The sequence below is a fragment of the Streptomyces sp. NPDC050560 genome, from assembly GCF_044457285.1.
In the GTDB taxonomy this organism is placed as follows: domain Bacteria; phylum Actinomycetota; class Actinomycetes; order Streptomycetales; family Streptomycetaceae; genus Streptomyces.
Map to the genome: position 1 here is coordinate 62,838 of NZ_JBITGT010000018.1, position 22,948 is coordinate 85,785.

The window sequence follows — 22,948 nt, forward strand, 5'->3', positions numbered from 1 at the left end:
TTATAGGATGCTGGAATCATTCGGAATGCTACCCGAAACCCTTCGGAGGGACACCGTGGTCGCAGCAGCAGACATCGGGACCGAAGGCCGGCGCCGTGGCGCCTACGACGACGGTCCCCGGCTGAGCAACACGCTCGCGCTGATCAGCCTGGCCGTCCTGGCGGCCTCGTACGTCGTCAACGCCATGGACCGGCAGGTCTTCTCGGTCCTCCTGCCGGGCATCCGGCACGACTTCGGGTTCGACCTCGGCCAGGGAGGTCTGCTGGCCACGATCTTCACGCTCGGTATCGGAGTGGCCGGTGTGCCGACCGGCTACCTGCTCGACCGGGTCTCCCGCAAGAGCGTCATCATCGTCGGCATCGTGATCTACTCGGTCTTCACGTTCCTGACCGCGGTCGCCGTCGGATTCCCCGACATGATGGCCTACCGCGCGCTCTCCGGGGTCGGCGAGGCGATGCAGAACGGCGCCCTGTTCTCCGCCGTCGGCGCCTACTTCTTCGCCCGCAGGTCCGTGGCGATAGGCACGCTGAACTTCGCCTACGGCCTCGGCGGCTTCATCGGCCCGCAGTTGGGCACGAAGATCGCCGGAGGCAACAGCGGCTGGAAGACGCCGTTCTACACATACGGCCTCATCGGCCTGGTGTTCGCCGTCATCGTCGCGCTCGTCATCCGCAAGTCGTTCACGGAGCGCAAGGAGGTCGTCGTCGAGGAGGGGCCGCGGCTCCGCGTCGCGCACCTGCCCGACGCCCTCTACAACCGCAACGTGCTGCTGCTGATGCTGGCCGCCGTCGCCGTCGGCATCTCGATGTACGGCTATATCGGCCTGTACCCCACGTTCCTGGAGGACCACCTCGGCTTCGGCTCGGGGCAGGCGTCCCTCGCGGCCAGCATGTTCGGCCTCGGGGCCGTCCTCGGCATCCCGGCCGGCTGGCTCGGCGACCGCCTCAACCAGCGCGCCGTCATGATCGTGGCCGCGCTGGCCGGCTGCGTCATCGGCTATCTGCTCTTCAACGGCCCCACCACCGCGGGCCCGCAGTACGCGCTCTCCTTCGGCGAGGGCGCCATCGCCAGCGGCTTCCTGTTCGTCAACATCTACTCGGCGTTGCAGCGCTCGGTGAAGCCCCGGCTGATCGGGCGGGTCTCCGGCCTGTTCGTCGCGTCGTTCTACCTGCCCGCCGCCTTCGCCGGATACCTGTTCTCGGCGCTTGTCGACCACGCGGGCTGGGGCGGCGCGGGCCTGTGGCAGCTCACGGTGCTGCCGCTCGTCGCCGTCGCGGCACTGCTCTTCGTCAGGACCGACGCGCTGGCACGCACCGTGCGGGGACCCGGCGCCGACACCGCCTGACCCGCGCCGCCCGTCCCTCCACCACCCCCGCCCCACCGCAGCACACCACCCAGGAGCCCGCCCCATGAAACCCACGAGTGGCCCGCGCCGCTGGCACGAGCAACGCTGGATCACCGACTCGGTCCTCCGCACGGACGGACTTGAGTGGGACCAGCCCCGCGTCGCCTACACCCTGCGCCCCATGGGCGTCGACGCCACCGCCGACTTCCGGGTGGCCGAGTCGCGCATCCACAAGTTCGCCGACCTCGTGCCCGTCTTCACCGATCTCGCCGAGCGCCGCAGGAACCTCGCCGAGGAGGCCGAGGCGGCGGGGCGCACCGTCGCCGCCCGCGAGCACTACTTCCACGCGGCGCTGCTCTACGCCACGGCCGAGTGGCCCATCTGGGAGGACTGCGAGCGCCTCACCCGCCTCGACGACCTCAAGAACGCCTGCTACGGCGGGTACGGGCGGCTCGCGGACCACCATGTCGAGCGCGTCGAGATCCCGTTCGGCGACGGCTTCATCCCCGCCTGGTTCCACCTGCCCGTCGGCTATGCGGGCGGCCCCGTGCACACGGTCCTCTCCTGCGGCGGCATGGACGCGCCCAAGGAGTTGAACGTCAACATGTACGGCGACAAGTTCCTCGAACGGGGCTTCGCCGTCCTCGCGTTCGACGGCCCCGGGCAGGGCGAGGCCCCGGTCCGCGGCGTCAAGTTCACCCCGACCGCGTGGATCGACGCCGGGGCCGCGCTCGTCGACTGGTGCCGCGGGCGGCCCGAGGTCGACGAGGACCGCCTCGTCGGCTTCGGCCTCTCCTTCGGCTCCTACTGGATGTCCCAGATCGCCGCCACCCAGCCGTCCCTGCTGGGCAGCGCGGTCGGCCTGGTCTGCCACGAGCCCGGCTGCCACATGATCTTCGAGATGGCGTCGCCGTCGTTCAAGGCCCGGTACATGTGGATGTCGGGCCTCGAACACGACGAGGCCGCCTTTGACGAGATGGCCCGCGAGATCGACCTGCGGCCCCTCGTCGGCCGGATGAGCGCGCCATGGCTCGTCGTCGCGGGCGACGAGGACGAACTCTCCCCGGTCGAGCACAGCTACGACCTCGCCGCGGCCTGCCCCACACCCGCGCCGATGCTCGTCTACCAGCAGGGCAGGCACGCCCTCTCGCTGCCCACACCGTCCGTGGCCCTCGGGCCCAACTGGGTCACCTACAGCGCGGACTGGCTCCTCGACCGGGTGCACGGCGTCCCCGCCGACGACCATGTCGACTACGTCCTGCCCACCGGCGCCGTCGAGCGCCGCCCGCACCCCAAGGAGGCAGCCCGATGACCAGGCGGACGCCGCAGACACCGCACACACCGCAGACGCCCTCGACGGCACAGGCACAGGCACCGGCGCCGCGCACCGCACGCCCCGTGCCGTACGGACGCGCCGCCGTCGTCACCATCGACCTGCACCGCGGGCACCTGGACCCGGCCGTCGCCACGATGCCGCTGCCCGCCGCCGACGCGGAGCGCGTCACCCGGGCCAACGCCGAGTTCCTGGCCGGGGCCAGGGAGCGCGGCCTGCCCGTGGTGCACGTGGTCACCTCCTACCACGCCGTCGAGGACATCGCGTCCAACCCCTGGTGGGCCTCGGTCGCCGACACCGACGCCTCCCGCGCGAACGTGCTGCGCCACCAGCTCCCCGGCAGCCCCGGCCTCCAGCTCATGCCGGAGGTCCACGACCCCGCGTACGACCTCGTCGTCACCGGCAAGAAGCGCTACGACTGCTTCGCCGCCACCGACCTGGACCACGTCCTCAGGTCGCGGCACATCGACACCCTGCTGCTGACCGGCGTCAACACCAACAGTTGCGTCCTCGCCACCACGGTCGCCGCGAACACCCGCGACTACGTGCCCGTCGTCGTGGAGGAGTGCGTCGACACCATGGACCGGGCCGCCCACGAGGCCGCGCTGCTCGTGATCCGGCAGGCGTTCGGCTGGACCGCCACCGTGAAGGAGGTGCTGGCCGCCGTATGACCAGCCGGACCCGGCGGCCCAGGGCCGTCGACACCCACGCCCACGTCATCCCGCCCGCCCTCGTCGACGCGATGCGCGCGGGCACCGCTCCCGACGGCATCCGGCTTGAGGAGCAGGCGGACGGCTCCACCTGGGTCGTCCACCGGCAGGGGTACCGCTACCCGCTGCTCGACGCGTTCCACGACGTGCCCGCCAGGATCGCCACCATGGAGCGGCAGGGCATCGACGCGGCGCTGCTGTCCGTCGCGCCCCCGCTGTTCCTCTACTGGATCGAGGCGGAGGCCGCGGCCGACGCCGCGCGGACGCTGAACGACACCCTCGCCGGCATGGTCGCCGAGGCCCCGGAACGCTTCGCCGGGCTCGCCACCCTGCCGCTCCAGGACCCGGCCGCCTCGGTCGTGGAACTGCGGCGCGCGGTACGGGAGCTGGGGCTGCGCGGCGCCCAGATCGGGCCGCACGCCGAGGGCGTCCAGCTCGACGACCCGAGCCTGCGCCCCGTGCTCGCCGCCGCCGAGGAGCTGCGGGTGCCGCTCGTGGTCCACCCGTACTACGTCGGCGCCACCCCGGGACCGCTCGACGACTTCTACCTGACCAACCTCCAGGGCAACCCCTGGCAGACCGCGGTGTGCGCCTCCCGGCTCATCCTGTCCGGCACCCTGGACGCCCTGCCCGACCTCGACGTCGTCCTCGTGCACGGCGGCGGCCACCTCCCGTACCAGCTCGGCCGCCTCGACCACGGCCACGCGGTACGGCCCGAGGCGCGCGGCTGCAAGCTGAAGCCCAGCGAGTACGCCCGCCGCTTCCACTACGACACCCTCACGCACAGCCCCGAGGCCACCGCCTTCCTGATCCGGCAGGTCGGGGCCGACCGGGTCGTGCTCGGCACGGACACGCCCTTCGACATGGGCGGGGGCGGGCTCGGCGACCAGCTCGCGGGTGTCACGCTGTCGGACGGGGAGCTTGCCGAGGTCGCCCACGCGGCCGCGACACGACTCGTCGGCCCTGTGGGCCGGCCCGCGGAGAGTGAGTGAACACCATGTCCAGGACCCTGCTGCTGCACATCGACGGCAAGGACGTCGCCGCGTCCGACGGCGCCTCCTTCACCGTCGCCTCGCCCACCACGGGCGAGACCCTGTACGACGTCGCGCACGCCACCCCCGCGGACGTGGACACGGCCGTCACCGCGGCCCGCACCGCCTTCGACGACCGCAGGTGGCGCGGTATCGCGCCCCGCGAGCGCGCCCGCGTGCTGAACCGCGCCGCCGCCCTGCTCGCCGACCGCATCGACGCGTACGCCCGCCTGGAGACCTTGCAGATCGGCCGCCCGCTGCGGGAGATGCGCGCCCAGCTCGCCCGGCTCCCCGAGTGGCTTGAGTACTTCGGCGCCGTCGCGCAGACCGCCGAGGGCACCGTCCCCGACTTCGGCGCCGGGCACCTCAACGTGGTGCGGCGCGTGCCGCTCGGCGTCGCCGGGCTCATCACCCCCTGGAACCACCCCCTCCTCATCACCATGAAGAAGCTGTCCGCCGCGCTCGCCGCGGGCAACTCCCTGGTGATCAAGCCGAGCGAGCTGGGGCCCGCCGTACCGCTCGCGCTCGTGGGCCTGCTGGAGGAGGCCGGGGTGCCGCCCGGTGTCGTCAACACCGTCACCGGGCTCGGCGCCACCACGGGACGCGCCCTCTCCGAGCACCGGGGCCTCGCGAAGCTCGACATCACGGGCGGCACCGAGACGGGACGCACCGTCGCCGCCAACGCGGGCCGCTCCCTGATCCCGGTCACGGCCGAGCTGGGCGGCAAGGCGCCCGTCCTCGTCTTCGCCGACGCCGACCTCGACCAGGCGGTCGCGGGCGCCCTGTTCGCCTCGTTCATCGCCACCGGGCAGACCTGTGTGCAGGGCGCCCGCATCCTGGTCCAGCGCTCCGTGCACGACGAGTTCACCCGGCGCCTCGTCGCCCGTACCCGCGCCCTCAGGCTCGGCGACCCGCTCGCCGCCGATACCCAGATCGGGCCCCTGGTCTCCGAGGCCCAGCGGGCCAAGGTCGCCGACGCCGTCGCCAAGGCGCAGGACCAGGGTGCCCGGGTCCTCGCGGGCGGCCGGGTCCCCGAAGGGGAGGCGTACTCCCGCGGCTGGTTCTACGAACCGACCGTCGTCGGCGACGTCACCCCCGCCCAGGACCTCTGGTACGAGGAGGTCTTCGGCCCGCTGACGCTGGTCGTCCCCTTCGACGACGAGGCCGACGCGCTGCGCAGGGCCAATGACGCCGAGTTCGGGCTCGCCTCGTCGGTGTGGACCTGCGACATCGGCACGGCGCTGCGCGTCAGCGAAGGGCTCGACGTCGGCATCACCTGGATCAACGACCACCACAGGATCGACCCGGCGTCGCCCTGGGGAGGCTCCAAGGACAGCGGCATCGGCTCCGAGAACGGTCTTGACGCGTACCACGCCTACACCAGGCCCAAGAGCGTCGTGATCAACTCCTCGGGCCAGCCGTTCGACTGGTTCGCGACCACCGAAGACCTGCGCTACTCGTGAGGGGCCGAGCACATGCCTGACACAGACCTTGACCTCCTCGTCGAGGGCGGCACCGCGGTCACCCCGCAGGGCCGCCACCGCGCCAACATCGGTGTGCGCGGCGGCCGGATCGCCTATGTGGGGCCCGAGCGCCCCGCCGCGGGCGGCACCGTGGACGCGGGCGGCCTGCTCGTGCTGCCGGGCGGCGTCGACACCCACGTCCACCTCATGGACCCGGGCAGCACCGACCGCGAGGACTTCCCCACCGGGACGTCGGCCGCGGCCGCCTCCGGCGTCACCACCCTCGTCGAGCACAGCCACGGACAGCCCGTCAGGACCGTCGACGACCTCCGCGACAAGCGCGCCCACCTGCGCGGCAGGTCCAACGTCGACTACGGGCTCGCCGCCCACGCCTGGCCGGGCAGCGCCCCGTCCGTACCTGACCTGTGGGCCGCGGGCGTGACCTTCTTCAAGGTGTTCACCTGCACCACCCACGGCGTCCCCGGGCACACCGCCGCCGCGCTGAAGGAGCACCTGGCGCAGACGGCGCTGTGCGGCGGCGTCAGCCTGATGCACTGCGAGGACGAGTCGCTGACCGAGTCGGCCGAGGCGCTGCTGAAGGCGGCGGGCCGCACCGACGGCGGGATTCTGCCCGAGTGGCGGGGCCGCGACGCCGAACTCGTCGCCGCCGCCGTGGCCGCCCTGCTGGTACGGCTCACCGGCGCACGCGCCACCATCGCCCACGTCAGCAACCCCGAGGTCGCCTCCTACGTCGCCAGGGAGCGCGCCGCGGGCGCCCGCCTCGCCGCCGAGGGCTGCCCGCAGTACTTCCTGCTGCGCGAGGACGAGGTCCTCGACGCGGGCGCGCTGCGCAAGTTCACCCCGCCCGCCAGGGCCCGCACCGACGAGGACGAGCGCGAGATGTGGCGGCTGCTGCGCGGCGGCACCCTCACCCACATGTCGACCGACCACGCCCCCTCGACCCTGGAGCAGAAGCGCGCGGGCGACATCTGGAACGTCCACTTCGGCCTGCCGGGGCTCGACAGCACCATGGCGCTGCTGCTCGACGCGGCGGCGCGCGGACACCTCGGGTACGAGGACGTCGCCCGCGTCTACAGCGAGAACCCGGCGAAGCAGTACGGCCTCTGGCCCCGCAAGGGCCGCCTCGCGCCGGGCGCCGACGCCGACCTCGTCCTGGTGGACCCGGGCGCCGAGCGCACCCTGCGCAACGAGGACGTCCTGTCGAAGGCGGGCTGGACCCCCTTCGACGGCCGCCGGGTGCGCGGCCGGGTGGTGCGCACCTATCTGCGCGGCGTCCCCGTCGCGGAGGAGGGCAGGCCGCACGGCGCCCGGGAGGGCGCGTTCGTGCCCGGGGCGGGCGCGGCCCCCACCGCGGGAGCCTGACACCCGCCGCGCCGGGGGCCGACCACACGGGGGCGTCGGCCGCGGCGTGGCAGGCCCCCGTCCGGCGCTACCCCGTACGGCGCGGCACCCCCCAGGGGTTGCCCTCCTTGAGCGGGTCGGGCAGCAGCCGGTCGGGGACCGACTGCCAGGCCACCGGGCGCAGAAAGCGCTCGATGCCCGCCGCGCCCACCGACGTGGTGGCCTCCGCGGTGCTCGACGGGTACGGGCCGCCGTGCTGCTGCGCCCAGGACACCGTGACCCCGGTCGGCCAGGCGTTGTAGAGCAGCCGCCCGGCGTGCCGCTGCGCCACCGTGAGCAGCCGGGCGGCGGTGGCGTCGTCGCCCGGCTCCGCCTGCACGGTGCTGGTCAGGCTGGGCTCCAGGCTCCCCGCGAGCCGCAGCAGCTCCTCCTCGTCCCGGTAGGTCACCACCAGCGAAAGCGGCCCGAAGCACTCGCCCTGCAACAGCTCCTGGCGCCGTACGAAGTCCCGGGACGAGACCTGGAGCAGCAGCACGGGCGGCAGCCCCTGGCCCCCGCCGTCGGCCGCCGCGAGCACCGACACCCCGTCGGCGCGGGTGCGCGCGTCCGCGCCCGCCGCATAGCCCTCCGCCATCCGCCCGGTCAGCATCCGCTGCCCGCCCGCGCCCGTCAGCGCGTCGCGCAGCGCGCCGTCGAGGCCGTGCCCCTCCGGCAGGAACAGCAGCCCCGGCTTGGTGCAGAGCTGGCCCGCGCTCGCCGTGAACGACGCCACGTACTCGGCCGCCAGCGCCGCGCCCCGCTCGCGCACCGCGCCGGGCAGCGCGAAGACCGGGTTGACGCTGCCCAGCTCCCCGTAGAACGGGATGGGGTCGGGGCGGGAGGCCGCGATGTCGAAGAGGGCGCGCCCGCCGGGCACGGAGCCGGTGAACGACGCGGCGCGCACCCGGCTGTCCCGCAGCGCGCTCACCCCCGCCTCCTGCCCGTGCACCAGCGCGAACACCCCGTCGGGCGCGCCCGCGGAGCGCAGCGCCCCGGTGGCGAGCGCCCCGAACGCGGCGGCGAGACGGGGGTGCGCCTCATGGGTCTTCAGCAGCACCGGGCAGCCCGCGGCGAGCGCGGACGCGGTGTCCCCGCCGAGCACGCCGAAGGCGAAGGGGAAGTTACTGGCCTCGTAGACCAGGACGGGGCCGACCGGGATGTTCACCCGGCGGATGTCGGGGCGCGGGCCCATCGGCCAGTCGGCGTCCGCGTGGTCGACGACCGCCCCGAGGAAGCGTCCTTCGGCGAGCACGTCCCCGAAGAAGCGGAGCTGGAACGAGGTGCGCACCGCCTCCGCGCGCAGCCGCTCCGTGGGGATGTGGGTCTCCTCGTGGGCCAGCGCGATCAGCGCGTCGGCCTCCTCGTCGACCCGGTCGGCGAGCGCCCGCAGCCAGCCCGCGCGCTCGCCGGGTGTGGAGCGTGCGACGGTCTCGCGGGCGTCGTGCGCCGCGCCGAGCAGCGCCGCGAGGTCGCTCGGGGTGGTGGCGTCGGTGGTCCGTGTGCTGCTCATGCCTGCCCGTCCTGGTCGGTTCTCTGCTGCCGGGTGCCGCGGGCACCGGGCCGCACCGCCGTGCGCCCGGTGCCGTGGCGGCCGGGTTCCCCGCTCACCACACGGTGTAACCGCCGTCCACGACCAGATCCGTGCCCGTGCAGTAGCTCGCCGCGTCGGAGGCGAGGAAGACCACGGCGGGCGCGATCTCGCGGGGCTCGGCGACCCGGCCCATCGGGGTGCCCTCGATCCAGGCCCTGCGCCACTCCACGTTGTCCATGCCGCGCTGGGTCATCTCGGTGCCCACGTAGCCGGGGGAGACGGAGTTGACCCGCACACCGCGCGACGCCCACTCGCCCGCGAGGGACTTGGTGAGGTGGATGACCCCCGCCTTGGCCGCGTTGTACGCGGACTGCGGCTGCGGCCGGTTGGAGATGTGGCCGCTCATGCTGCCGGTGTTGACGATGCTGCCCGAGCCCTGGGCGAGCATCAGCCGCCCGGCGGCGCGGCACGAGTAGTAGACGCCGTCCAGGTTGACCGACAGCACCCGGCGCCAGTCCGTGTCGTCGAGGTCCTCGCTCGGCCCGTTGTGGACGATCCCGGCGTTGTTGACGGCGATGTCGAGCCGCCCGGACTCGGCCGCCACCCGCTCGAACGCGGCGGCCACGCTCGCGGAGTCGGTGACGTCCGCGGCGACGAAGGCGGCGCCGAGCCGGTCGGCGGTGGCCCGGCCGGCCTCCTCGTCGCGATCGCAGATGTGCACCCGGGCGCCCGCGTCGAGCAGTCCGGTCACGATGGCCTCGCCGATGCCCCGGGCGCCGCCGGTGACCACGGCCACCCGGCCGTCGAGGGAGAAGACACTGCTCATCGGGCAACACCCCTGTTCGTGACGGTGGGACGGGCGGACGGCGCGCCGGAGACGTTGCGGATCTCGTACTCGCCGGAGGCCGAGCCGATGACCATCTCGTCGGCGACCCCGGTGAACAGGCCGTTCTCCACCACGCCGGGAATCCAGTTCAGCTCGGCGTCCAGCGCGAGCGGGTCCTTGATGGCGCCGAGCGGCGCGTCGAGCAGGAAGTTGCCGCTGTCGGTGACGACGGGCCCGCCGCCCTCGGTACGCCGCGGCAGCTCCACGTCCGGGTGGCCGTGCCTGGCGAGCAGCCTGGCCACCGAGCGCCTGGTCGACTCCCAGGCGTACGGGACGACCTCGATGGGCAGCGGGAAGGCGCCGAGGGTGCGCACCAGCTTGGTGTCGTCGACCACGGCCACCATCCGCGCGGAGGCGTCCGCGATGATGCGCTCCCACAGCAGGCAGGCGCCGCCGCCCTTGATCATGGCGCCTTGGTGGTCGATCTCGTCGGCGCCGTCCACGGTCAGGTCGAGCCTGTCCACCTCGGCGAGGGTGGTCAGCGGCACCCCCACCTGGACGGCCAGGTCCCTGGTGCCGGTGGAGGTGGGCACGCCCACCACGTCGAGGCCGCCGGACACCGCCTCGCCCAGGGCGCGGACGAACCAGTGGGAGGTGGTGCCGGAGCCGAGGCCCAGCTTCATCCCGTTGTGGACGTAGACGTCGATGGCCGCCTTTCCCGCGGCCCATTTGGCGCGGTCCTGGTCGGTGGTCGGATGCATGGTGCGGGCTCCTGTGGGTGGGTGGTGGGGAGGGTCGGTTGGGTGGTGGGGAGGGTCGGCTGGGTGGTGGGGAGGGTCGGCTGGGTGGTGGGGAGGATCGGTTGAGCGGTGGGGAGGGTCGGTTGAGCGGTGGGAAGGGTCGGCTTGGTAGGAGGTAAGGGTGGTCGGTGGGAGGGTGTGGCTTCCGGTGCGTCGCTGGCCGCCGCGGGCGGCGGGCGGTGCGGGGGAGCGGCGTCCTGCCTCGGCGAGCAGACCGCTGGTCAGGGCGGCCTCGGCGACTTCGGCGAAGCCGCCGACGGTGGTGGCGCCGGGGACGGGCGAGCCCCAGGCGACGTGGCGGTAGGGCACGCCGAGGCGTTCCGCGGTCAGCGCGTCGACCCGGGTGTCGCCGACGTACAGCGTCTGGCGCGCGGAGACCCCGAGGAGGTCGAGGACCGTGCGCAGATGTGCCGGGTCGGGCTTGGCGGCCGGGGCGTCGTCGATGCCGACGACGATGTCGAACAGCGCGGCGAGTCCGGTGCCTTCGAGCACCCGGTCGGCGAGGTCGGAGCGCTTGTTGGTGCACACCGCGGTCCGCACCCCGGCCTCCCGCAGCTCCCGGAGCGCCTCGTGGGCGTCCGCGTGGACGGTGGTGGCGGCCACCGGGGTGCGGGCGTAGGCGTCGCCGTAGTCGGCGAGCACGGTGTCCGCGAGGCCGGCGGGGCCGCCCGTGAGGTGCAGCGCGCCCTCGACGAGGGTGGCGGCGCCGCCGCCGAGCAGGCCGCGGGTCTGCTCGACGCTGAGCGGTCCGAGTCCCCGCGCGGTCAGCGCCTCGTTCAGCGCCGCCGCGATGTCGGGCGCGGAGTCGACGAGGGTGCCGTCGAGGTCGAACACCACGGCGCGCACCGCTCCTTCCGGCAGGGTCACGCGTCCCCTCCTTCCCCCGCCGCCGTACGGTAGGTATCCGCGAGGCTGTCGTAGAGCCCCCGGTGGCGTCCGAACACGGTGTCGTAGCGGCGGGCGGCCGCGGTGTCGGGCACGTGGATCTCCTCCACGGCGATCCCGACCAGCGCCTCTTCGAGCGAGGACCACTGGCCGGTGCCGATCCCCGCGATGAGCGCGGCGCCGTACGCACCGCCCTCCGCGGCCCCGGTGACGGTGACGGTCTCGCGGCCGAGGACGTCGGCGAGCATCTGGAGCCAGAGCGGCTCCGCGGCGGCGCCGCCCGAGGCGATCACCCGCTCGCAGTCCATCCCCGCCGTCCTGCACACCTCAAGGATCTCGCGGAGGTTGAGCAGCACGCCCTCCATCACGCTGCGGGCCAGGTGCCCCGCGTCGTGGTACGGGGTGAGCCCCACCCACACCCCGGACGCCTCGGGCGCGAGGTGCGGGGAGCGCTCGCCGAGCAGATAGGGCAGGAACAGCAGCCCCCGGGAGCCGGGTTCGACCTCGGCGGCGAGTTCCACGAGCCTTTCGAAGGTGACGGGCCCCAGCGGGGTCAGCGCGTCCCGCAGCCACTGGAAGGCGCCGCCCGCGGAGAGCGAGACGCCCATGATGTGCCAGCGCCCCGGGGCGTTGCCGCAGGACACCTGGACCCGGCCCCCGGGGTTGTCGGGGCAGGCGGAGGTGCCGCCCGCGACGATGCCCGCGGTGCCGACGGTGAAGCCGACGGGCCCCGGGTCGACGATGCCCATGGCGGTGGTCTGGAGCACCGCGTCACCGCCGCCGCCGAACACCCGGGTGCCGACGGGCAGATGCCACCGCTCGGCGAGGGCGGGCAGCAGCACCCCGGTGGCGTCGCTCGACTCGACCGCGTCGGGCAGCAGCGCGCGGTCCACGCCGATGAGGCCGAGCAGCTCGGTGGACCAGGTGCGGTGCGCCACGTCGAACAGGCCCGTGCCCGAGGCGTCCGAGACGTCGGTGGCGTGGCCGCCCGTCATCTTCAGCCGCAGGAAGTCCTTGGGGTTGAGGAGGCGGGCCATCCGCTCGTAGTTCTCCGGCTCGTTCTCCCGCAGCCAGACGATCTTCCCGCCGGTGAACCCGGGCAGCATCCGGTTCTGGGTCATCCGCAGCAGCCCGTCGAGGCCCCCGGCGCGCTCGGTGATCCAGTCGCACTGGTCCGAGGAGCGCTGGTCGTTCCAGAGGATGGCGTGCCGCAGCGGCTCGTCGTGCTCGTCGAGCGCGGTCAGCCCGTGCATCTGCCCGCACAGGCCGATCCCGGAGACCTCACGGCCGCCCTGCGGCAGTGCGGCGGCGAGCGCGGTGACGGCCTCGTCGGTGGCGCGCCACCACTCGGCCGGGTCCTGTTCCGCCCAGCCCCGGCGCAGGTTGATCATGGGGTACTCGCGGCTCTGCTTGGCGACGACCTCGCCGCCGGGGCCCACCGCGATCGCCTTGCAGGCCGAGGTTCCCAGGTCGATCCCTATCAGCATGGCTGGTCAGTCCCTTCGTGCGCCTCATTGCGCGCCGTGGCGGAGCCTCACGTGCTTGTACTGGAGGTACGAGGCCAGGCCCTCGGGCCCGTGCTCCGAGCCGAACCCGCTCTCCCTGCGGCCCCCGTAGGGCGCGTTCATGATGCCCGCGTCCACGTTGTTGACGGCGACGTTGCCGAAGTCGAGCCCTCTGGCGAGCGCGAAGGTCTCCCGGGTGTCCTGGGTGTAGGCGTACGCGGCGAGGCCGCCGGGGGCGCCGTTGGCCCGCTCGATCGCGTCGTCGAGGTCGTCGAAGGGGGCGACGCCGACGAGTGGCCCGAAGGTCTCGTCGTGCATGACGAGCGCGTCGGCGGGGGCCCGCGCGAGAACGGTGGGCCGCAGGAAGAGCCCGGGCGCGAGGCCGTCCACGGGGCCGCCGCCCGCCACCACCTCGGCGCCGCGCGCCACCGCGTCCTCGATGTGGTCGAGGGTGCGCCGGTAGGTCTCGTCCATGGTGAGCGCGCCGACGTCGGCGTCTGGCACCGCGAGCCCGTCGGCCACCGTGAGCGCGTCGGCGGCCTCCGCGAGGCCCGCGGTGAACGCCTCGTACACACCGCGCTGTACGTAGACGCGGTTGACGGCGATGCAGATCTGGCCCGCGTTGCGGAAGGAGCGCCGGGTGGCGCCCGCGACGGCCGCGGCGACGTCGGCGGTGTCGGTGACCACCATGGGGCAGCTCCCGCCGAGTTCGAGGGAGAGCCCGGTGATCCCGGAGACGGTGCGGAACAGGGCCTCGCCGGTGCGCAGCGAGCCGGTGAAGGCGACCTTGGCGATGTCGGGGTGCCCGGCGAGCGCGGCCCCGGTTCCGCCCTCCCCGTAGACGAAGTTGACGACGCCGGGCGGCAGGGTGGCGGCGACGCACTCGGAGAGCACCTGGGCGCAGCCCGGGGTGTACTCGGAGGGCTTGACGACGATGGTGCAGCCCGCGGCGGTCGCCCCGCCCAGCTTCCAGCCGATCAGCTCGACGGGGTAGTTCCAGGGGACGATGCCGGCGACGGGGCCGAGGGGTTCGCGCTCGACGATGCTGAGGAAGCCGGGGGTGTCGTTGGGCACGGTGCGCCCGTAGACCCGTACCGCCTCCTCGGCGTAGTAGTGCAGCGCGGTGACGAACTTGGCGGTCTCGCCACGCGCCTCGTCCAGCGGCTTGCCCTGCTCGCGGGTGATGGCGGTGGCCAGGTCCTCGGAGCGGGTGGCGCAGGCGGCGGCGAGTTCGTGCAGCAGCCGGGAGCGCTCCGCGGGCACGGCGCGCTTCCACTCGGGGAAGGCGTCGCGTGCGGAGGCGACGGCGCGCGCGGTCTCCTCGGCGGTGGCGCGGGGCGCGACGGCGGCCAGTTCCCCGTTGGCCGGGTTGCGGCGCTCGATCGGCTCGCCCGTGCTGTCGTGCCAGGCGTTGTCGTGGAAGTTGCGGCAGACGAGGGGCGCGGTGTGCGGCATGGCTGCGGCTTCCTGGGGTGCGTTCGATGGCATGGGTCAGCTCTCCCGGTGCGGCTCGGGCAGTGGTACGGGGGAGCGCAGCGGCTCGCCGAGCAGGGCGCGGCGGGCCTCGTCGGCGGCCAGTTGCTGGAGCCGGTGCACGGAGCCCTCGGAGTAGAACGCGGCGTGCGGGGTGAGGATGACGTTCGGCAGGGTGCGCAGCCCGTCGTCGGGCGCCGGCGGCCCCTCCTCGACGACGTCGAGCGCGACCCCGCCGAGCCGCCCCTCGCGCAGGGCCTCGACGACGGCGGCGGTGTCGACGAGGGAGCCGCGCGCGGTGTTGACGAGCACCGCGCCGCGCGGCATGAGGGCCAGGCTCTCCCGGCCGATGAGGTGGTGGGTGTCCGCGGTGGCGGGGGCGTGCAGGGACACCGCGTGAGAGGCGGCGAGCAGGTCGCGCAGCCCGCTGGGCACGATGCCGGCCGCGGTGAGCCGGTCCTGGTCCGCGTACGGGTCGTAGCCGAGGACCCGGGTGCCGAAGGGGGCGAGCCGGGCGGCGAGCGCGCGCCCGATGCGCCCGGTGCCGACGAGGCCGACGGTGGTGTCGCGCAGCGCGCGCACCGGCGCCAGGTCGGACGGCGCCGGCCACTCGCCCGCGGCGATCATGGCCCGGTGCTGCGGCAGTTTGCGCAGCAGCGCGAGGAGCAGCGCGGCGGCGTGGTCGGCGACGGTGTCGGAGCCGTAGTCGGTCACGTTCGCGATCCGCACCCCGCGCCCGGCGGCGGCCGCGAGGTCGATGTTGTCGACGCCGATGCCGTAGCGGACCACGGTGGCGCCGGGCGCGAGCGCGGCCAGCACCCGGTCGGTGACCGGGGCGAAGTTGACCAGCGCGACGGCGGCCCCGCGCACCGCTGCCGCGGTCTCCTCCTCGGTGGTGCAGTCGTACCTGCGGTAGTCGGCGCCCGCCGCCCTCGCGGCGCCGCGCTCGGCGGCGTCGTCGGGGAAGGTCATGTCGGTGACGACCAGGAGCGGGGCGGTCATGAGGAGGGGCCGGTCGCGGTGCGTGCGGACAGATGGGCGTACAGGTCGCGGATGCCGGTCTCCCAGCGCGGCGCGTTCTCGCTGCTGGTGACGGTGTTGCGGAGCGCGCCCAGGGCGGGGGTGGCGATCTCCACCAGGTCGCCCTTGTGGTGGGTGAAGCCGCTGCCGGGCTCGTGGCGGTCCTGGGTGGGCGCGAACAGGGTGCCGGTGAACAGCACGAGGCCGTCGGGGTACGGGTGGCGCGCCCCGGTGGCCTGGCCCACCAGGTCCTCGAAACTGCGGCTGATGAGGCCGACGTGGGAGGAGGCGTCCAGCTCGAAGCCGTCCTCGCCGCGTACCGCGAGGCCGATGTGCGCGCCGCGGATGTCGTCGATGCCGAAGCGGTCGTCGAAGAGCCGCACCAGCGGCCCGACGGCGGTGGAGGCGTTGTTGTCCTTGGCCTGCCCGAGCAGGAGGGCGCTGCGGCCCTCGATGTCGCGGAGGTTGACGTCGTTGCCGAGGGTGGCGCCGACGATGGTGCCGCGGGAGTTGACGACGAGGACGAGTTCGGGCTCCGGGTTGTTCCACTCGGAGACCGCCGCGATGCCGATCTGGGCGCCGTAGCCGACGGCGGACAGCACCGGGCCCTTGGTGAACACCTCGGCGTCGGTGCCGAGCCCGACCTCCAGGTACTGCGACCACAGGCCCTCCTCGCGCAGCCAGGCAAGCAGCTCCACGGCCTGCGGGCTGCCCGCCCTGACCGCGTCGAGCCTGGCCCCCACCCGCGTGGTGATCTGCGCCCTGATCTCCTCGGCCGCCTCCGGCCTGCCGCCCGCGCGCTCCTCGATGACCCGCTCGATCATGCTGTCGGCGAAGGTGACGCCGGCCGCCTTGAGCACTTGGAGGTCGATCGGCGCGAGCAGCCGGGTGGCGGAGGTGTCACGGGCCGCGCTCGCGGCGAGCACCGCCTCCAGGGGCCAGCTCCTCGTGCCCTGCGCGGCGCGTACGACGGCCGCGGCGTCGGGGCGCTCCAGCAGGTCGGAGAGGGTGGGACCGAGATGCGTGATGTCGTGGAAGGCGCCGTCGCGCACGGTGACGAGGCTGGGTCCGCTCCCGTCGCCCGCGAGCACCCGGCCGACCAGGGTGGCGCCGCCGTCGGTGCCGTCGGTGCCGTCGGCGTAGTCCTCGGGCAGGACGTCGGAGGGTGCTGCGGAGATCTCGGTGGAGGTGGTCATGTGCCTGGACGGGCCTTCCTGCGTGGGAACCGGGGCGCGGGCGCGCCCGCGGGGCGCGGCGGCGGTCGGCTGCGGGTGGGGTCGGGGCCTGGTTCTGCCGGTCCCGGTTCTGTCGGTCCCGTTTTCGCGGGAGCCACGGAACGGAGGGAGGATGTGCGGCCCGCGGGAGAGCGGCGGAAACCGGGGTACCCGGGGCGTCGTACGGCCGCCGACAAGGTCTCATTGACTTTGTATGATGATTAGACAATAGTTCTCGTATGGACCCAATGCAACCCACCGGCACAGGCGCGAGCGACCCGTCCGCGCGCGATCTGCCGCCGCGCCCGCCGCGGCTGCCCGAGGTTGTCGCGGAGCGGTTGCAAGCCGACCTCCTCGCCCAGGGGCTACGCCCCGGCGACAGGCTGCCCACCGAGGCCCAGCTCGCCACCCGGCACGGTGTCAGCCGCACCGTCATCAGGGAGGCGGGGCGCATCCTCGACCAGCGCGGGCTCGTCGACATCAGGCCGGGCCGCGGCATGGTCGTCGCGATGCCGGACGGCTCCGCCATCGCCCGGCACTACGCGCTGATGCTCGGCATGAACACGGCCACCTTCCAGCAGCTCATGGAGACCCGCCTGGTCATCGAGGCGGAGATCGCCGCGCTCGCCGCGGAACGCCGCAGCGCGGACGACGTCGCCGAGATGCGGGCCTCGCTGGAGCGCGCCGAGGGCCACCCGGACGACTACCGGCGCTGCCTTGAAGAGGACATGCGCTTCCACGAGCTGATGGCCAGGGCCAACGGCAACCCGTTCTTCTCGTGGTTCATGAACCCGGTGAACGAGTGCCTGCGCGAGTCCTACAAGGACGCCAGGACCTATCTCGCCAGCCTGTCGGACACCTTCGGGGAGCACCGGGCGATCCTCGACGCGATCGAGGCCCGCGACCCGGACGCCGCGCGCGAGGCGGTGCGCGCCCATCTGCGGCGGGTGCTCGCGCAGCAGCGCGAGCTACTGGCCAGGGACGGCCGGACGCCGGAAGGCGCCGCGCCCGATGCCGCCGCGCCGGGCGCCGCAAGCGGCCCCGGGGACGGTCCACCCGAGGGCGGCTGACCGGCCGCCGCCGTACGCCGGGGCGGTTCCAGCACCCGTCCCGGACAGCGGTGCGGGGCGGCACGGCGCCTTCCGGCGCCGCCCGCCCCGCACCCGCGCACTCAGCGGTTCTCGTCCACCCACTGGTCGATCGCCTTGGCGGCGTCGGCCGGGCTCTTGCCGGTGTAGAGGCTCTGCGCGATCTCGGTGAACTTCGGGTTGAACCCGGTCACCGGCAGCCGCACGTTGCCCATGCCCTCACCCACGGCGACCAGTTCCGGCGCCTTGGTGAGGATGTCCTGCACCTGGGTGTCGGTCGCGGTCGGCTTGCCCGCGCCCGTGCCGTCCTCGCGGAAGACACCGTCGGCACCGAGCTGGCCCTTGATCGCGGCCTTGTCGGTGACCAGGTACTTCACCAGCTTCTTGGCGTCCGACTCGCTGCTCGCGCCCTTGCGCACCATGTAGGGGGTGGCCATGGTGGCGCCCTGCGGGCCCGGGTACGCCTTGCCGTCGGTGGGCGGCGAGAAGACGCCGACCTCGAAGGGGAGGTCCTTCGCCTGGTCCAGGGTGGCGGCGAACCAGCTCCCGTTGACGTACATGCCCGCCTTGCCGGCGATGAAGTTGCCGTCGGCCTGGGAGGGGTCGAGGCCCGCGTCGCTCTTGGCGATGTAGCCCTTCTTGATCCAGTCCGCGTACATCTGGAACATCGGCTTGTACGCGTCGCCGACCTTGAGCTTCTTGTCGGAGACCGCGGTCTGCCACTTGGGGTGCGCCTGGTTGAGCGCGGGGTGGTAGATCTGCTGGAGCTGGAGGCCGGTCTCGAAGTCGCCCGCGGTCTGCATGGCGGTGAGGCCGGCCTTCTTGAGCTTGTCCATGTCGGTGGCCAGCTCGTCCCAGGTGGTGGGCGTCTTGCTGATCTTCGCCTTCTTGAACGCGTCCTTGTTGTAGAAGACCAGCGACTGGATCTGCTCGCCGATGCCCACCGCGTAGTGCTTCTTGCCCATCGCGTAGTTCTCGAACATCGGGGTGCCCTTGGTCCAGGACTCGCCGCTCAGGTCGACCAGTTCTGGCGCGGTGTCGTCGTCGGGGAAGATCGACTGGATGACGTCGGGCGCGGTGCCGGCGGCGAGCTGCTGGGGGAAGGACTCCGCGACGCTCTTGCCCGAGGGGCCCTCGATCTTCACCTTGAGCCCGGTCTTGTCCTCGAAGGGCTTGACCAGCTTCTTCCAGTACGCCTGGTCGAGGTTGTCGGTGAGGTTGACCATCATCCGTATCTCGCCGTCCTTGCCTCCGCCCGTGGAGGAACTGCCGGACGAGCAGGCCGAGATGATCACGAGCAGGGGGGCGGTCGCGAGCACCGCGGCTCCCCGGACCCGCCGCCGGCCGATTACTGACTTCATGGGTTTCTCTCCAGGGGGAGCGGAAGCGAATTGCTTGTGTGGGTGGACTGGGCAGATGACGGAATCGCTCGGGCCACCCCGCCGCCGGGCGCGACGGGATGGCCCGGGGATTGACCGTCGGGCGGGAAGCGGATGGGGGAGGGCGCTAGCGGTTCTGGTCGACCCAGCGGTCGAGGTTCGTCGCCGCCTCCGAGGGGGAGGTGCCCTTGTACAGGCTCTGGGCGATCTCCGTGAACTTGGGGTTGAATCCGGTGACGGGCAGCTTGGTGTCGCCGAAACCCTCGCCGACGGCGACGAGTTTGGGCGCGTCGTCCAGCACGTTCTGTACCTGGGTGCCGATGTCGGACTGCCCCATGATGGCGTCCTGGCGGAACGACCCGTCGGCCTTCAACTGGACGATGATGACGGTCTTGTCGGTGGTCAGGAACTGGACGAGGCCCTTGGCGGCCTCGACGTTCCTGGACTCCTTGTGGACCATGTAGGAATTCGCCATGGTGGCGCCCTGCGGGCCCGGGTAGTTGCCCTTGCTCACCGGCGGCGAGAACACCCCCACCTCGAAGGGCATGCGCCCCGCTGACTCGATGGTGGCGGCGTACCAACTGCCGTTGCAGTAGAAGCCCGCCTTTCCGTCGATGAAGTCCTGGTCGGCATCGGCCGGGGTGACGTCGACGTCGTCCTTGCTGATGTACTTGCTGTCCAGCCAGTCCGCGTAGTGCTGGAACATGGGCTTGTACAGCTCGCCGGCCCCGTCCTGGCTGTCGGAGACGAGGGTCTGCCAGTTGGGGTGCAGCTCGTTCAGGTCGGGGTGGTACATCTGCTGGAGCTGGAGGCCGGTCTGGAAGTCGCCCGCGGTCTGGAGCGGGGTGTATCCGGCGTCGTTCAGCTTGCCGAGGTCCTCGCCGAACTCGTCCCAGGTGGTCGGGGGCTTGGTGAGCCCCGCCTCCTTGAACGCGGTCTTGTTGTAGAAGATGAGCGACTGGATCTGCTCGCCCACGCCGACGGTGTAGTGCTTTCCGTGCATGGCGTAGGTGTCGAACATGGGGGTGTCCTGCGCCCACTTCTCGTCGCTGAAGTCGACGAGGTGCTTCGCGGAGTTCTCGTCGGGGAAGATGGACTGGACGACGTCGGGCGGTGTGCCCGCGGCGAGTTGCTTCTGATAAGTGGCCGCGACGTTGCCGTCGTCGGGGCCGACTATCTCGACGTTCACACCGCTCTTCTGCTCGTAGGGCTCGACCAGGTTCTCCCAGTAGGTGCGGTCGAGATTCTCCGTCAGATTGACCATCATCCGAATGTGGGGCTTGTCACCGTTCGCGGAATCACTCCCCGTTGAGCAGGCGGCAAGCGTCATGAGCGGAACGGTCGTCACCACGACCGCATTCCGTACCCTGCGCCCTCTGATCTCTGATTTCACTGGCGGTTTCTCTTCTCCTCGACGGAAACCCCGCATGGTCTCGCGGACGGCGCTCCTTGATTGTCCGCTGCGGGGTATCGGACCGTGCCCAACCGGCCGATGACATGGGTCGCAGCGGCGCCCGAGGGCTGAGCCCCGACCGTGTGCGCCGCGGCCGCCGGCCTCCGGCGCGCCGTCACGCGCCCGCCGACCGGGGCCGGTTGGCGCGGGTGCGGGGCCGCGGGCCGGTCCGCGCCGAGGTGTACCAGTCTCATTCGCTCACTCTGCTGGCCGTCATGTCGCCGGATGTCGTCGCTGAGCATAAGGGGGCCAGGGGGGACCCGGTCGTACTACATCGTACGAATGCTATCGCGGTGAAGGGGTTCGCTGAAATCGGCTCCGGGTAGTGGTGAAGAGCGGGGTTCACAAGCCCTCCGCATCTCCTGCCCATGCCTGACACATCGCCATACGGTCGATTTGCCGCGTCAATTGGCATTCGCGGGGCCGGTCACCGAAGAAACGCGATAAGGGATAAAGGGGCGGGATGATCGCCCCTCCTCCCAAACACCCCCGGCATGACGGTTGTTGACTCCTGAGGGGGCTGAACGGGCCTCGGGCGGGCCCCACATGGCCGCGGGCCCGGCCGTGGTGAGGCCGGGCCCGCGGGCGGGGGTGCGGGGGTCAGGACGCGGGCGGTGGCGAGTCGACCACCATCCAGTCCAGCACCGGTGTGCTCTGGAGATACGCCAACAGGCACATGAACAGCAGGAACACCAGGCTCCACACGATGACCCGGCGGAAGAGGATGCCCTCCTTGCCCTGGAAGCCGACCGCGGACGCGGCGATGGCGAGGTTCTGCGGCGACACCATCTTGCCGAGCACACCGCCCGAGGAGTTGGCCGCCGCCATCAGCGCGGGCGACAGGCCCGCCTTGTGCGCCGCGGTGACCTGGAGGGCGCCGAACAGCGAGTTGGACGAGGTGTCGGAGCCGGTGACCGCGGTGCCGAGCCACCCCAGGATGGGGGAGAGGAACGCGAAGGCGCCGCCCGCCCCCGCCACCCACAGGCCCAGCGTGGTCGTCTGCCCCGACTCGTTCATGATGTAGCCGAGCCCCAGCACCAGCATCACCGTGAGGATCGCGAACTTGAGCTGGTCCAGGGTGCGTCCGTACGCGCGCAGCGCCCGCCCGGGGCCGAGCGCGAGCAGCGCCATGCTGAGGATGCCCGAGATCAGCAGCAGGGTGCCCGCGGCGGACAGGTAGTTGAGCTTGAAGGTGGTGGCGACCGGGTCGCCCGCGTCGTTGGTGATGTGCAGCCCCGGCCAGTTGACGATCCGGGTGACCGCCTCGATGCCGGTGCCCGACTTGCCCACCTCGGTCGGCGCCTTCCCGGTGATCGCGGGCACCCGGGTCGCCAGCACGAACACCACGATGATGACCAGGTAGGGCGCGTACGCCTTGAAGATGTCGAGCGGGGTGTCGCGCACCGCGGCGCCCTCGCCCGTCCTGGTGAGCACCGCCGTGCCGCCCGCGCCCGCCGGGGCACCGCCCCCTCCGCCGGAGCCCGCGGCGCCACCCGAACCGCCCGCGCCGGGGCCGGTGTCGCCAGCGCCCTCGTCGGGGTCGCTGTCCGTCTCCGTGTACGGCTCCCTGGCCTGCCACACCCGGGTCAGGGCGAGCACGGCGAGCGCCGAGGCCAGGGCGGCGACGATGTCGGCGAGCGGCACCGACCAGAAGTTGGACGACAGGTACTGGAACACCGCGAACACCACGCCCGCCACCACGGCGGGCTGCCAGGTCTGCCGCAGCCCACGGCGCCCGTCCACGATGAACACCAGCGCGAGCGGTACGAACAGCGAGAGCACCGGGGTCTGCCGCCCCACCATGGCGCCCAGGTCGTCCACCGGCATCCCGGTGACCCCCGCCAGGGTGGTGATGGGCACCGCGATGGCGCCGAACGCCACCGGCGCCGTGTTGGCGACCAGGGCGACGGTCGCGGCCTTCAGCGGCTTGAAACCGAGCGCGATCAGCATCACGGAACTCATCGCGACCGGCGTGCCGAAGCCCGCGAGCGCCTCCATCAGCGCCCCGAAGCAGAACGCGATGATGATGGCCTGCACCCGCTGGTCGTCGCTGATCGACGCGAACGACCTGCGCAGCACGTCGAAGTGCCCGGTCTCCACGGTGAGGTTGTAGACCCAGATCGCGTTGATCACGATCCACATGATCGGGAAGAACCCGAAGGCGGCGCCGAGCACCCCGCTGTTGAGGGCGTCGCCGACCGGCATCCCGTACGCCGCCACGGCCAGCACCACAGCGACGACCACGGATATCAACGAGGCCAGCCACGCCCTCATGCGCAGCACGCCGAGGAGCAGGAACAGCACGAGCAGCGGCAGGATCGCGACGATCGACGAGAGCCCGACGGAGTCCCCGAGCGGACTGTAGTCCTGTTGGTAGTCGGCGAGTTGATATGTGTGCATGTACCACCCCTCGGTTGGCGGCGCCGCCGTGGCGACGCCTGGGTGCCTGGTGGTGCGGCGGCTTGCCTGGCCGTCCCGGGGCGGGGCCCCG

At 72.6% G+C, this 22,948-nt stretch carries 17 protein-coding genes; 7 read left to right on the top strand and 10 right to left on the bottom strand.

All coding sequences use genetic code 11. From position 1 onward, the window contains the following. The first annotated feature begins 55 nt into the window (after positions 1–55). From ACIBIW_RS31870 to ACIBIW_RS31895, 6 genes are all read left to right on the top strand, one after another. Positions 56–1,345: an MFS transporter gene (locus ACIBIW_RS31870; RefSeq protein ID WP_399341186.1), complete on the top strand. Its 1,290-nt coding sequence runs from the start codon at positions 56–58 to the stop codon at positions 1,343–1,345. A 64-nt stretch (positions 1,346–1,409) separates the two neighbouring features. Beyond that, positions 1,410–2,657 (top strand): alpha/beta hydrolase family protein, encoded by a 1,248-nt coding sequence (locus ACIBIW_RS31875; protein WP_399341188.1) that lies wholly within the window; start codon positions 1,410–1,412, stop codon positions 2,655–2,657. After that, positions 2,654–3,349 carry a cysteine hydrolase family protein gene (locus ACIBIW_RS31880; protein WP_399341189.1) on the top strand — a complete coding sequence of 232 codons (696 nt, stop codon included), beginning with the start codon at positions 2,654–2,656 and terminating at the stop codon, positions 3,347–3,349. Before ACIBIW_RS31875 ends, ACIBIW_RS31880 begins: the two co-directional genes overlap by 4 nt. Next, a complete protein-coding gene (locus ACIBIW_RS31885; protein WP_399341191.1) occupies positions 3,346–4,380 on the top strand; it encodes an amidohydrolase family protein in 1,035 nt (344 codons plus the stop codon). The genes ACIBIW_RS31880 and ACIBIW_RS31885 overlap by 4 nt, the downstream gene beginning before the upstream one ends. 5 nt (positions 4,381–4,385) lie before the next feature. After that, entirely contained in the window at positions 4,386–5,882 is a 1,497-nt protein-coding gene (locus ACIBIW_RS31890; RefSeq protein ID WP_399341334.1) for an aldehyde dehydrogenase, read from the top strand. Positions 5,883–5,894: 12 nt separating this feature from the next. Then, a complete protein-coding gene (locus ACIBIW_RS31895) occupies positions 5,895–7,265 on the top strand; it encodes a dihydroorotase family protein (RefSeq protein WP_399341193.1) in 1,371 nt (456 codons plus the stop codon). A gap of 67 nt (positions 7,266–7,332) precedes the next feature. Here the strand turns inward: ACIBIW_RS31895 and ACIBIW_RS31900 are convergent, their stop codons facing one another. The 7 genes from ACIBIW_RS31900 to ACIBIW_RS31930 form a co-directional block, all read right to left on the bottom strand. Then, a complete protein-coding gene (locus tag ACIBIW_RS31900; protein WP_399341195.1) occupies positions 7,333–8,793 on the bottom strand; it encodes an aldehyde dehydrogenase (NADP(+)) in 1,461 nt (486 codons plus the stop codon). Positions 8,794–8,887: 94 nt separating this feature from the next. Further along, the gene (locus tag ACIBIW_RS31905; RefSeq protein ID WP_399341197.1) at positions 8,888–9,640 is read right to left on the bottom strand and encodes an SDR family NAD(P)-dependent oxidoreductase; all 753 of its coding nucleotides are present in this window, start codon (positions 9,638–9,640) and stop codon (positions 8,888–8,890) included. Continuing rightward, positions 9,637–11,307, bottom strand: coding sequence for a ribose-5-phosphate isomerase RpiA (rpiA, locus tag ACIBIW_RS31910; RefSeq protein ID WP_399341199.1), 1,671 nt, complete (start codon positions 11,305–11,307; stop codon positions 9,637–9,639). The genes ACIBIW_RS31905 and rpiA overlap by 4 nt, the downstream gene beginning before the upstream one ends. Then, the gene (gene xylB, locus ACIBIW_RS31915) at positions 11,304–12,812 is read right to left on the bottom strand and encodes a xylulokinase (RefSeq protein ID WP_399341200.1); all 1,509 of its coding nucleotides are present in this window, start codon (positions 12,810–12,812) and stop codon (positions 11,304–11,306) included. The genes rpiA and xylB overlap by 4 nt, the downstream gene beginning before the upstream one ends. Before the next feature lie 24 nt (positions 12,813–12,836). Then, positions 12,837–14,318, bottom strand: a complete 1,482-nt coding sequence (locus tag ACIBIW_RS31920; RefSeq protein ID WP_399341202.1) for an aldehyde dehydrogenase family protein — start codon at positions 14,316–14,318, stop codon at positions 12,837–12,839. 3 nt (positions 14,319–14,321) lie between these two features. Then, a complete protein-coding gene (locus ACIBIW_RS31925) occupies positions 14,322–15,305 on the bottom strand; it encodes a C-terminal binding protein (RefSeq protein ID WP_399341204.1) in 984 nt (327 codons plus the stop codon). Next, the gene (locus tag ACIBIW_RS31930) at positions 15,302–16,519 is read right to left on the bottom strand and encodes a fumarylacetoacetate hydrolase family protein (protein ID WP_399341205.1); all 1,218 of its coding nucleotides are present in this window, start codon (positions 16,517–16,519) and stop codon (positions 15,302–15,304) included. Before ACIBIW_RS31930 ends, ACIBIW_RS31925 begins: the two co-directional genes overlap by 4 nt. A gap of 257 nt (positions 16,520–16,776) precedes the next feature. Here ACIBIW_RS31930 and ACIBIW_RS31935 point away from each other — a divergent pair, with 257 nt between their 5' ends. Continuing rightward, entirely contained in the window at positions 16,777–17,607 is an 831-nt protein-coding gene (locus ACIBIW_RS31935) for a FadR/GntR family transcriptional regulator (RefSeq protein WP_399341207.1), read from the top strand. 101 nt (positions 17,608–17,708) lie between these two features. On the opposite strand, the gene ACIBIW_RS31940 is transcribed toward ACIBIW_RS31935, so the two are convergent. The 3 genes from ACIBIW_RS31940 to ACIBIW_RS31950 all read right to left on the bottom strand — a co-directional run bounded on the left by ACIBIW_RS31940 (position 17,709) and on the right by ACIBIW_RS31950 (position 22,857). Then, positions 17,709–18,986, bottom strand: coding sequence for an ABC transporter substrate-binding protein (locus ACIBIW_RS31940; RefSeq protein WP_399341209.1), 1,278 nt, complete (start codon positions 18,984–18,986; stop codon positions 17,709–17,711). A gap of 145 nt (positions 18,987–19,131) precedes the next feature. Continuing rightward, entirely contained in the window at positions 19,132–20,268 is a 1,137-nt protein-coding gene (locus tag ACIBIW_RS31945; RefSeq protein ID WP_399341211.1) for an ABC transporter substrate-binding protein, read from the bottom strand. Between the two features lie 789 nt (positions 20,269–21,057). Then, on the bottom strand, positions 21,058–22,857 hold the full coding sequence (locus ACIBIW_RS31950) for an L-lactate permease (protein WP_399341213.1): 1,800 nt from the start codon (positions 22,855–22,857) through the stop codon (positions 21,058–21,060). Positions 22,858–22,948: the final 91 nt, after the last annotated feature.